Origin of the sequence: Streptomyces atroolivaceus, from assembly GCF_000717025.1 — a bacterium.
Lineage (GTDB): Bacteria > Actinomycetota > Actinomycetes > Streptomycetales > Streptomycetaceae > Streptomyces > Streptomyces atroolivaceus.
The window spans coordinates 1-11,217 of the sequence record NZ_JNXG01000017.1; the positions used below are offsets into that span (position 1 = coordinate 1).

Consider the following 11,217-nt stretch of genomic DNA (forward strand, 5'->3'; position numbering starts at 1 on the left):
AGACTCTTTCGTGTCCGATTCCCGGCCGAAGCGGGTTCCTGCTCATTCGCTTTCCAGTTCTTCGCTTTCGCGTTTCCCTTTCCGGCGAGTCCGACTCTAGCAGGCCTTTTCCCTTTCCTTTGACCGGGGTTCCGCGAGCATGCGGAAGCACAATCAGAGTTATGGTCTGGGCTTGGGAGTCGCTGCCGACCCCGGACTCGAAGTCACGTTGGGGTCAGGCAGGGGTACGACAGTACAGGCCGCTGTGGGGCGAGGCAAATCGTTTCCGGTGCGTCCCCGGGTCGGCCAACCGGTAGCTCTCGGGCGGAACCGGGACTTCATATGACTTACGCTGCTGATCAGTGCCGCCCTCCATCAGCCGTGGCGGTGACATACGGATCCCCACCCCCCTTGGAGGCCCTCCATGACCACAGTGACGTCCCCCCTCGCCGGCCGCGCCATCGGGCTCACCGCGGTTCCCGACCCGGTGTTCTCCGGCGCGATGGTGGGTCCCGGTACTGCCATCGACCCCGTGCGCGAGCCTTCGGAGGCCGTCTCTCCGGTGGACGGCATCGTCGTCTCCCTTCACCCGCACGCCTTCGTGGTCGTCGACGACCAGGGCCACGGGGTACTGACGCACCTCGGGATCGACACCGTGCAGCTCAACGGCGAGGGATTCGAGCTCCTCGTGAACAAGGGAGACACAGTGACCCGTGGTCAGGGCATCGTCCGGTGGGACCCCGCCGGTGTGGAGGCGGCCGGAAAGTCCGCGATCTGCCCGGTCGTGGCCCTTGAGGCCACTGCCGAGTCCCTCTCCGACGTGCGCGAGGACGGCGACGTGAAGGTCGGCGAGACGCTGTTCGGATGGCAGTGACACCCTCGGCGCAGTAACGAGCCAGTTGGGATCCACCGCGGCGGCTCAGCCGCCGCACAATCGGAGACGGGTGAAATGGAGACAACGCTGCGAGGCGTCGGCGTGAGCCACGGTGTGGCCATCGGCGAGGTTCGGCACATGGGTACGGCGGTACTCGAGCCGCCGGCCAAACAGATTCCCGCGGAAGAGGCCGAGCGCGAGCAGGGGCGTGCCCGCCAGGCCGTGGAAGCTGTCGCGGCCGACCTCATCGCGCGCGGCAACCTGGCGGGGGGCGAGGCACAGCACGTGCTCGAGGCCCAGGCCATGATGGCGCAGGACCCCGAGCTCATCGCCGATGTCGAACGCCGTATCGCAGTCGGCAGCACCGCTGAGCGCGGTGTCTACGACGCGTTCGCCGCGTACCGGGCTCTGCTGGCCAACGCCGGGGAGTACCTCGCGGGTCGCGTGGCCGACCTCGACGACGTGCGGAACCGGATCGTGGCGCGACTGCTGGGCGTTCCGATGCCGGGCGTGCCGGACAGCGATGAGCCGTATGTGCTGATCGCGCGTGACCTGGCTCCCGCGGACACCGCCCTGCTCGACCCCACGCTGGTGCTCGGCTTCGTCACGGAGGAGGGCGGGCCCACCAGCCACAGCGCCATCCTCGCGCGGGCGCTCGGAGTTCCGGCCGTCGTGGCTCTCCCCGGAGCGGGCGAGATCACCGAGGGCACGGTCGTGGCGGTGGACGGCAGTACCGGTGAGATCTTCGTCGAGCCGAGCCAGGAGAAGCGCGCCGAGATGGAGGCCGCCTCGGCGGCCCGCAAGGCGGCGCTGTCCGCGGTGACCGGTCCGGGGGCCACCTCCGACGGACACAAGGTGCCGCTGCTCGCCAATGTCGGCGGTCCCGGTGATGTGCCGGCTGCCGTGGAGGCCGGTGCCGAGGGCGTCGGACTGTTCCGCACGGAGTTCCTCTTCCTGGACGACAGCAAGCAGGCGCCGTCCGAGGAGAAGCAGATCGCGGCCTACCGCGCGGTGCTGGAGGCGTTCCCCGAGGGCCGTGTCGTCGTGCGGGTGCTGGACGCCGGTGCCGACAAGCCGCTGGACTTCCTGACACCGGCCGACGAGCCGAACCCCGCACTGGGTGTGCGTGGGCTGCGCAGTCTGCTGGACCACCCCGATGTGCTGCGGACCCAGCTGACGGCACTGTCGAGGGCGGCCGAGGGGCTGCCTGTCTACCTCGAGGTCATGGCCCCGATGGTGGCCGACCGTGCTGACGCGAAGGCGTTCGCCGATGCCTGTCGTGAGGCGGGACTGCAGGCGAAGTTCGGGGCGATGGTCGAGATTCCGTCGGCCGCGCTCAGGGCTCGCTCGATCCTGCAGGAGGTGGAGTTCCTGTCGCTGGGCACCAACGACCTGGCGCAGTACACCTTCGCGGCCGACCGCCAGGTGGGGGCCGTCTCGCGGCTGCAGGATCCGTGGCAGCCCGCGCTGCTCGACCTGGTCGCGCTCTCGGCCGACGCCGCCAGGGCCGAGGGCAAGAGCTGCGGTGTCTGTGGTGAGGCCGCGTCGGACCCGCTGCTGGCGTGTGTGCTGACAGGCCTGGGTGTCACCTCGCTGTCGATGGGTGCGGCGTCCATTCCCTACGTCCGGGCGACGCTGGCGAAGCACACACTCGCGCAGTGCGAGCGTGCCGCCTCCGCCGCCCGTGCGGCGGACTCCGCCGACGAGGCACGGCTCGCGGCGCAGGCGGTGCTGTCGGGCGAGTGACGCCGTCCGCCGGACGCAGTCGGATGTGAAGGGGTTCCCGCCGGTTCCGGCGGGGACCCCTTCGGTCTCTCAGTGGTGGGCCTCCGGTTCATCGGCACCGAGGTCGAATCCCGCGCAGTACTCGACGCCTGATTCCGGCGACACGGGTTCGCCCGTGTCGGCGTCGGTGCAGTAGGCGCTGAACACCTCGCCCGCCGTGAGCGGGAGCAGGCTGCCCCGGTGCAGGCGCCAGCCGTGCACCCGGTCCGGGGAGCCGGGCGCCGTGGTGCGCAGTACGACGCCTCCCTGGGTCTCGAGCGCGACGCCCACGGCGAGCACCGTGGCGAACTCGGCTCCTTCCGACGACTCGATGCGGGCCGCGTCGTCCGTGTTCCGGACGGTGTGGAGGACGGCGAGGAGCTGCTCGCTCTCCGTGGGCACGCTGCAGACGACATGATGCGTTCCCGGTCCCGCGGTCTCCAGCAGACGCATCAGCAGGTGGGACGCCCGGTCGAAGGCGGACCGGCCGACGTCCTGCCCGCAGTCCGCGCAGTCGCCGAGGCCGGCGAGGAGCATCGTCGCGTACTCCCATGTGGCGCGGCGGACGGCTCGTGAGACGAGCAGCGGGATCAGGGTGTCGATGGGCTGGCCGGTGTACGCCACGGTGGCGCCGGCTGAGGCGATCTCAGCGGTGTAGCGGCTGCGGCTCGTGTGCTCGTCCGGGTCGAGGCCGGACCCGGTGCAGAACTCCGCGTAGTCCTCCGGGTCGAAGAGGGCGACGGTGGTGTGTGTTCCCTGCGCGGCGAGCGTGCGCAGCAGGCCTTCGACCTGCCGCAGGTAGACGGAGTGGTCCTCGAAGGTGAAGCTCCGGTAGTGACGCATGGCCGCGAAGTCCTCGGGGTCGACCAGGAGGCCGACCGTACTGGACACTTCGCGGCGCAGTGTGCGTCGCATGGATGTGGCGGAGCGTTGCCGGCTGCGCTTGGTCTGCCTGATGTGCGCCATGTGTCCCCCTGTGCGCTGTCGATCGATGCTCACTCAGCGTAATCAGGGGGACTGACAACGGCTTGGGGGCGGCCTGGTCAGAGGCGCCTGCGGGCGAGGTCCTCGTAGAAGCTGAGGAGTTCGAGGTTGTCGACGGAGCCGGGGTTGACCGCCCGGGGAAGGGCTGTGCCCTGGAGGAGCCGTTTGACCGGGACCTCGATGCGCTTGCCGGTGAGGGTGTGCGGGATGCCCGGGACCTCGATGACCTCGTCCGGTACGTGTCGGGGGGAGAGGTTCTCGCGGATGGTCCGTTTGATGCTGTCGCGGAGTTCGTCGTCGAGCGTGGCGCCCTCGGCGAGGTGGACGAACAGGGGCATCCAGTAGCCGCCGTCCGGCTCTTCCAGGCCGATGACCAGGGATTCACGGATCTCGGGGAGCCGCTCGACCGCCTCGTAGATGTCGGCGGAGCCCATCCGCACGCCCTGACGGTTGAGGGTGGAGTCGGACCGGCCGTGGATGACGACCGAGCCGCGGTCGGTGAGGGTGATCCAGTCGCCGTGGCGCCAGACTCCGGGGTACATGTCGAAGTAGCTGTCGTGGTAGCGGCTGCCGTCGGGGTCGTTCCAGAAGCGGACCGGCATGGACGGCATGGGCGCGGTCACGACGAGCTCGCCGACCTCGCCGATGAGCGGTTCGCCGGCGGGGTCCCATGACTGGAGATCGGTGCCGAGACAGGGGGCCTGGAGCTCTCCGATGTGGACCGGCAGGGTGGGGACCGCGCCCGCGAAGCAGCTGCAGACGTCCGTCCCGCCGCTGACGGAGGCGATCCACAGGTCGACACCGGTGTCGGCGAACTCGTCGTGCAGCCAGCGGAAGCCGTCGGGCGGGAGCGGGGAGCCGGTGGTGGCGACGCACTGGACGCGGCTGAGGTCGTGGTCACGGCCCGGGTGGACGCCCGCTTTCCGGCAGGCCATGACGTAGGCGGCCGACGTGCCGAAGAAGGTCGCGCCGGTCTGTTCGGCGACGCGCCACTGGGCTTGGACGTCCGGATATCCCGGACTGCCGTCGTACAGCACCAGGGTGGTGCCGGTGAGCAGGCCGGAGACGAGGAAGTTCCACATCATCCAGCCGGTGGAGGTGTACCAGAAGAAGCGGTCGTCGGGACCGAGGTCGCAGTGCAGCCCGATCTGCTTGAAGTGTTCGAGGAGGATTCCGCCCTGGGACTGGACGATCGCCTTCGGGAGTCCGGTCGTGCCGGAGGAGTACAGCACCCACAGCGGGTGTTCGAAGGGGACCTGTTCGAACTCCGGTTCGGTGTCGGAGGCGGTGAGCGCCGACCATTCGAGGGCGCCTTCGGGCGCGTCCGTGCCGAGGAGCGGGATGTGGACGACCGCACGCAGGGTGGGGAGTTCGCGCCGGAGCTCGGCCACGGTGCCGGTGCGGTCGTGTTCCTTGCCGCCGTAGCGGTAGCCGTCGACGGTGAACAGGACGACGGGTTCGACCTGCTGGAAGCGGTCCAGAACGCTTCGGGCTCCGAAGTCGGGTGCGCAGGAGGTCCAGACCCCGCCGACCGCGGCGGTCGCGAGGAACGCGACGACGGCCTGGGGGATGTTGGGGAGGTAACCGCTGACCCGGTCGCCGGGCGTGACACCGAGGGCGCGGAGCTCGGCGGCCAGCGAGCCCGCCTGCCGCCGGAGTTCGGACCAGCTGAGGGCGACCTGGGTGTGGGTCTCGTCCACGTACAGCAGGGCGGGGGCGTCCGCGCGGAGCGGGTCGTCGGCCGTACGCAGGGCGTGCTCGGCGTAGTTGAGGGTGGCGCCGGGGAACCACTGGGCGCCGGGCATGGTGCGGTCGCCGATCACGGCCTCGTACGGGGTGGAGAAGCGTACGTCGAACCACTCGGCGACGGCCTGCCAGAAGGTGTCGAGTTCGTCGACCGACCAGCGGTGCAGTGCCGCGTAGCCGCCGTCGGCCGGTGCTCCGTGGTGTCCGGCCGCCCATCGCTGGAAGCGGGTGACGGCCGCGGCCTCGACGCGGGCGGGATCGGGCTGCCAGAGGGGGGCTTCGCCGGCTGCAGAGGTCATGGAGATTCCCTGGCCTTTCGGTGTACGCGAGGGTGTGCGTGCGTCCCGCGCACGGGCTGGGGTGTGCGCGTGCACGGCTTTGACGGACGATGCCATGTGATCGTCCCGCGCACCAGGGTCCCCCTGCCATGCTTGCGTGTCCCGCTGTGTGGCGCGGCCACAGGTGAACGGAAGCTGAACGGCCCACGTTTCCGTCGCGGCGAATGGCAGGGTGACCGTCATGGATGGTCGTGACCTGGTGCGCTCGATGAAAATGGCCGGTTCTGTGCAGGGGATGCGTACGGTGCGCTCGGCCTGGCGGCACAGGCGTGCGGATGCGCGGGCGCTGACGCCGCGCGGTGTGGAGCGGGCACGTGTGCCCGGCCTTCTGATCAGTGGGGAGCCCGGGCCGGGCGGTGGGGTCGTACGCTTCGCCCGCTCGCAGCTGCTGGTCAGGGTGGCGGTGGGCGGTGCGGTGTTCTGGTCATGGGACGGGGCGGGACCGCTGCCCTCGTACGCGTTGCCGGGGGACGGTCCGGAGCCCGACCCGCGGGCGCGTCTCGAACCGGACGCGAACGGCCGCTGGAAGGTGGTGTCGGAGCGGCTGACGGTCGTCGTGTCACGGGACGGGGCGGTGGAGCTGCGTACGCCTGGTGGCGTGCTGCTGCGCCGGGAGCTGCCGCCGCGCTGGTGGGAACCCGTGGAGGGTGGCGAGGCGCGGTGGGTGCAGCGGTCCGAGCTCCCGGCCGACGCGCGCTTCTTCGGACTGGGCGGGCGGGCCGGCGGGCCCCGGCTGAGGGAGGGCACGTACGGGCTGTGGAACACCGATCCCGGCGGACGATTCGGCCCGGGGGACGATCCGCTGTACCTGACGATGCCGGTGCAGGTGGTGGTCTCCGACGCGGGGACCCATCTGGCGTTCCACGACAACTCCTGGTCGGGCGCGGTGACTCTCCGGGAGGGTGAGGAGGGTGCCGGCTCGGGGCATGACCGGGCGGGCACCTGTGAGGTGCGGGTGGACGGCGGCCCGCTCCGCTGCTGGGTGGTCGCGGGTACCCCGGCCCGGGTGCTGCAGGGCTGGACGGCGCTGACGGGGTCGCCGGCGCTGCCGCCGTCGTGGGCGCTGGGTCCTCAGCACGCCCGGTGGGGGTTCGGCAGCGAGCAGGAGGTGCGGCGGATCGTCGCGGGGTACCGGGAGCGGAAGCTGCCGCTCTCGGCGCTGCACCTGGACATCGACCACTACGACGCGCATCAGGTGTTCACGGTCGACCGGGAGACGTTCCCCGGTCTTCCCCGGCTGGCCGAGGAACTGCGTGAGGACGGCGTCCGGCTGGTGTCGATCGTCGATCCGGCGGTGAGGGCGACGGCGGGCAACGCGGTGTTCGACAGCGGTCTGGAGGTCGGTACGGAGGGCGCGTTCGTCCGGGATCCGCAGGGTGTGCCCGTGCGCGGTGAGGTGTGGCCGGGCGAGTGCGTCTATCCGGACTTCACCGATCCACTGGTGCGGGAGTGGTGGGGTGCGCTGTACGAGGAGCGGCTCGGCCAGGGATTCGCCGGGGTGTGGCACGACATGAACGAGCCGGTGGCGTTCTCGGCCTTCGGTGACCCTTCGCTGCCCCGTTCGTCCCGGCACTCCCTGGAGGGCCGTGGCGGGGACCATCGGGAGGCGCACAACGTGTACGCGCTGGCGATGGCGAGGGCCGGTTATGAGGGGCTTCGCCGGCTGCGCCCGGGCGAGCGGCCTTTCCTGTTCTCCCGTTCCGGGTGGGCGGGGATGCAGCGGTACGGCGGCACCTGGTCCGGTGACGTGGCCACGGGGTGGCCGGGGCTGCGGGCCTCACTGGCCCTGGTGCTGGGGCTCGGACTCTGCGGGGTGCCCTACTCGGGGCCCGATGTCGGCGGGTTCGACGGGTCGCCGTCGCCCGAGCTCTATCTGCGCTGGTTCCAGCTGGGTTCGTACATGCCGTTGTTCCGCACGCACGCGGCCATCGGCGCGGGCCGGCGGGAGCCGTGGGAGTTCGGGCCTCAGGTGCTCGGGCATGCGAGGCGGGTGCTGGAGGAGCGGGAACGGATGCGGCCGTACTTCGTGACGCTGGCGGAGCTGGCCCGGCTGACCGGCGCGCCCTATGTGCGGCCGGTGTGGTGGGGCGCGCCGGGTGACAGGGAGCTGCGGGACTGCGAGGACGCGTTCCTGCTGGGTGACGCACTGCTGGTCGCGCCGGTGCTGGAGGAGGGGACGGACCGCAGGCCGGTGCGGCTGCCGCCCGGGCGCTGGTACGACACGGCGACCGGGCAGGCGCACGAAGGGCCGGGCCAGGCGGTGGTGGACGCACCGCTGTCACGGATTCCGGTGCTGGCGCGGGCCGGTGCGGTGATCCCTGTGCGGGGCCCGGAGGGTGGCGTCGAACTGGAGGCGTGGGCTCCGGCCGCCGGGCGCACCGGGGGCGGGCTGGTCGTGGGGGACGTGGGCGACGGGTGGGCGCGGGCCGAGGTGGAGCGCTACACGTCGTGCGTGAGGTCCGGGCGTGTGGTCGTGGAGCGTGACGGTGAGGAGGGACTGGTGCCGTATCCGGTCCGGGTGCGGGGGCTGCCGGCCCCGTCTCAGCGGTAGGCGCCGTCGAACCAGGACCGCACGGCCCGCGTGTGCAGAGGGAAGACGAGTTCGCCGGGGGTGCGCAGCACGTCGTATCCGGCTGTCTCGTCCGTCGGCGCGGAGGGCGGGAGTTCGCCGGCGGGGCGCGGCGGGAGCAGTCCGAAGAGCAGGAGGTGGCCGTCCGGGGAGCTCAGGGCGTCGGCGAGGCGTACGTCCGTCTCGTCGGCCCCGATGCCGGTCTCCTCGCGCAGTTCGCGTACGACGGCGTGGCGCCAGTCCTCGGTCCGGTCGATGTAGCCGCCGGGCAGCGCGATCCCGCCGGCGTGCGGAGGGATGCTGCGGGTGATGACGACGAGGCCGGTGCCGTGCGGTCCGGTGACGGGCAGCAGGGCGACGGCCACGGGCAGCGGGTTGCGGTAGGCGGTGTGACCGCAGGCCGTGCAGGTGCGGGGCCAGGCGTCGGTGGCGTACGAAGCCCCGCAGCTGCCGCAGTGGGTGTCCTTCACGGGCGGACTGTATCCGATCACTCTTCTCTTGTGGCCCCGAAGCTGATAGACGGTGTGCCCATGACAGGAACTGCTCGCATTCTCCGCGCCCTTGCCGCCGCCGGCGCCGCTCTGCTGGCCGTGACCGCCGCCGCCCCGGTGGCGGTGGCCAGGCCCGAACCCAAGGCTCCGCCGGAGTTCGTCGACCTCCGCTCCGTAGATCCGACGATCATCACGGAGATGCGGTACACCACCGCGCACAACTTCATCGGAGAACCGGTGGACGGCTACCGGCAGTCCGTCTGCATCCTGACCCGGCCCGCCGCCCGCGCACTGCGCACGGCCCAGCGGAGCCTCCTGCGTCAGGGCTACTCGCTCAAGGTGTACGACTGCTACCGGCCACAGCGCGCTGTGGACCACTTCGTGCGCTGGGCCCAGGATCTCGACGACCAGGTCATGAAGGACGAGTTCTATCCGCTGGTCGACAAGGCCCGGCTGTTCGAGGACGGTTACATCGCCGAGAAGTCCGGTCACAGCCGGGGCAGCACGGTGGACCTCACCCTGGTGAAGCTGCCTGCGCTTCCGACCAGGCCCTACGAGCCGGGCGAGGATCTGGCTCCGTGCTACGCGCCGAAGGACGAGCGCTTCCCCGACAACTCGGTGGACATGGGCACGGGTTACGACTGTTTCGACACCCTGTCCCACACGGACGACCCCCGGGTGGGGGGAGCACAGCGTGCCCACCGGCAGCTGCTCAAGCAGACGCTCGCCGGCCTCGGATTCTCGAATCTGGCGGAGGAGTGGTGGCACTTCACCTACAAGCCCGAGCTCTTCCCGGACACCTACTTCGACTTCCCGGTGGCGAGGCGCTCCGTCGCGGGGCACTGACCGCCTGCCCGGGAGGAGAACGGGCGACCGGGACCACCCCCGTGGGCTCCGGCCGCCCGTTCTTATTGTCGGACGCGGAACTGCCGTGTCCGGTTGCCGATCCAGCCATTACGGTGCCTTTATGTCACAGCAGACGTTCGAGTCGTATGAAGAGTTCTGGCCCTACTACGTCGCCATGCACTCCAGGGCGGCGACCCGATGGGTGCATCTGACCGGGACCCTGACCGGCCTCGCGATCACCGCGTACGGCCTCTCCCGGGGCCGCAAGCGCTACGCCCTGGCCCTGCCTCTGGTCGGGTACGGCGCCGCGTGGCCCGCGCACTTCCTCATCGAGAAGAACAACCCGGCGACGTTCGGGCATCCCGCGTGGTCGTTGCGCGGCGATGTGCAGATGATCCGGATGATGCTTGCCGGCCGGGACGGCGAACTGGCCGAGATCGCGGCCGAGTGGCTCGCCGGGAATCCGTGACCTGCGTGCGCGCGGAGGGTTGACGGCCCGTCACCCCGGGTGAAGACTCCTGTCACGCCCGCTGCCCCCCGCACCGTACGCGCGGTCCGTACCCCGGTCGGCGGGGGTACGGGCCGCGTCACGTGCGGATGTCAGGTCCTGGCGGGTTCCCGGAGCCGGTCGGCACGCACCATGGCGTGCTCCACGACCGCGACGAGCACATCCCGTACGGACGCCAGGTCGCGCGCGTCGCAGAGGAGCACCGGCACCTCGGGGTCGAGGTCGAGTGCCGCCCGGACCGTCTCGGTGGGGAACTGCTCCGCACCTTCGAAGAGGTTGACGGCGACCGTGAACGGGATCCCGCGGCGCTCGAAGTAGTCGACCGCCGCGAAGCAGTCCTCCAGCCGCCGGGTGTCCGCGAGGACCACCGCACCCAGGGCTCCCTGGGCCAGTTCGTCCCAGAGGAACCAGAAGCGGTCCTGTCCGGGGGTCCCGAAAAGATAGAGGACCAGGTCCTCACGCAGGGTGATCCGGCCGAAGTCCATGGCCACCGTGGTGGTGTTCTTGCTTTCGACCCCCGCCACGTCGTCGACGGGACGCCCCGCCTCGCTCAGTCTCTCCTCCGTACGCAGCGGTCTGATCTCGCTGACCGCGCCCACCAGGGTCGTCTTGCCCACGCCGAAGCCGCCCGCCACCAGGATCTTCAGAGTGACGGGCTCGACGTGCCGCTTTCTGCGGCTAGAGCGCCCGAAGGCCATTGATCACCTCGCGGAGAAGGCTCTCGTCCGGCAGCTCGGCCGGCGGAACGGGACGGGTGACGTGCACCAGTTCGTCCTCGACGAGGTCACCGACCAGGACACGGACCACCCCGACGGGGAGGTCCAGCCCGGAGGCGAGTTCGGCGATCGACTGGGGCATGTCGCTGCACAGTTCGACGATCTCCACGTGTTCCGGGGAGAGCGTCTGGTCCCTGCCGGGATCGTCCGCCGCCGGTTCGGGGATGACGATCGCGATCAGGTCGAGGCGATGACGGGTCGCGCTGCTGGTACGCCCCCGGGTCATCGCGTAGGGCCGGACCACCGGCCCCGCTTCGGCGTCGTACCAGCGCGAGGAGCCCGCTCCGGTGGGAGCGGATGGTGATCCGGACGCGGTGTCCCGGAAGGAGTCTGCGCTCATCC

General features: G+C 70.8%; 10 protein-coding genes. 5 read left to right on the plus strand and 5 right to left on the minus strand.

All coding sequences use genetic code 11. From position 1 onward, the window contains the following. Positions 1-403 precede the first annotated feature (403 nt). Both OO67_RS27005 and ptsP read left to right on the plus strand, forming a co-directional pair. Complete coding sequence (locus OO67_RS27005; RefSeq protein ID WP_033304207.1) at positions 404-853, plus strand: PTS sugar transporter subunit IIA; 450 nt, start codon at positions 404-406, stop codon at positions 851-853. Between the two features lie 75 nt (positions 854-928). Beyond that, positions 929-2,599, plus strand: coding sequence for a phosphoenolpyruvate--protein phosphotransferase (ptsP, locus tag OO67_RS27010; RefSeq protein WP_033304208.1), 1,671 nt, complete (start codon positions 929-931; stop codon positions 2,597-2,599). Between the two features lie 69 nt (positions 2,600-2,668). Here ptsP and OO67_RS27015 read toward each other — a convergent pair whose 3' ends face one another. After that, complete coding sequence (locus OO67_RS27015; protein WP_051709898.1) at positions 2,669-3,583, minus strand: hypothetical protein; 915 nt, start codon at positions 3,581-3,583, stop codon at positions 2,669-2,671. A 77-nt stretch (positions 3,584-3,660) separates the two neighbouring features. Beyond that, positions 3,661-5,646 carry an acetoacetate--CoA ligase gene (locus tag OO67_RS27020; RefSeq protein WP_033304209.1) on the minus strand — a complete coding sequence of 662 codons (1,986 nt, stop codon included), beginning with the start codon at positions 5,644-5,646 and terminating at the stop codon, positions 3,661-3,663. Positions 5,647-5,866: 220 nt separating this feature from the next. Here OO67_RS27020 and OO67_RS27025 point away from each other — a divergent pair, with 220 nt between their 5' ends. After that, entirely contained in the window at positions 5,867-8,236 is a 2,370-nt protein-coding gene (locus OO67_RS27025; RefSeq protein WP_033304210.1) for a glycoside hydrolase family 31 protein, read from the plus strand. On the opposite strand, the gene OO67_RS27030 is transcribed toward OO67_RS27025, so the two are convergent. Next, the gene (locus OO67_RS27030; RefSeq protein ID WP_033304676.1) at positions 8,227-8,724 is read right to left on the minus strand and encodes an NUDIX domain-containing protein; all 498 of its coding nucleotides are present in this window, start codon (positions 8,722-8,724) and stop codon (positions 8,227-8,229) included. The genes OO67_RS27025 and OO67_RS27030 overlap by 10 nt on opposite strands. Positions 8,725-8,784: 60 nt before the next feature. Here OO67_RS27030 and OO67_RS27035 point away from each other — a divergent pair, with 60 nt between their 5' ends. Both OO67_RS27035 and OO67_RS27040 read left to right on the plus strand, forming a co-directional pair. Further along, complete coding sequence (locus OO67_RS27035) at positions 8,785-9,591, plus strand: M15 family metallopeptidase (RefSeq protein ID WP_033304211.1); 807 nt, start codon at positions 8,785-8,787, stop codon at positions 9,589-9,591. 121 nt (positions 9,592-9,712) lie between these two features. Beyond that, the gene (locus OO67_RS27040; protein WP_033304212.1) at positions 9,713-10,060 is read left to right on the plus strand and encodes an Mpo1-like protein; all 348 of its coding nucleotides are present in this window, start codon (positions 9,713-9,715) and stop codon (positions 10,058-10,060) included. Between the two features lie 131 nt (positions 10,061-10,191). On the opposite strand, the gene OO67_RS27045 is transcribed toward OO67_RS27040, so the two are convergent. Continuing rightward, on the minus strand, positions 10,192-10,797 hold the full coding sequence (locus OO67_RS27045) for a GTP-binding protein (RefSeq protein ID WP_033304214.1): 606 nt from the start codon (positions 10,795-10,797) through the stop codon (positions 10,192-10,194). After that, positions 10,778-11,215 (minus strand): DUF742 domain-containing protein, encoded by a 438-nt coding sequence (locus tag OO67_RS27050; protein ID WP_033304215.1) that lies wholly within the window; start codon positions 11,213-11,215, stop codon positions 10,778-10,780. Before OO67_RS27050 ends, OO67_RS27045 begins: the two co-directional genes overlap by 20 nt. Positions 11,216-11,217 lie beyond the last annotated feature (2 nt).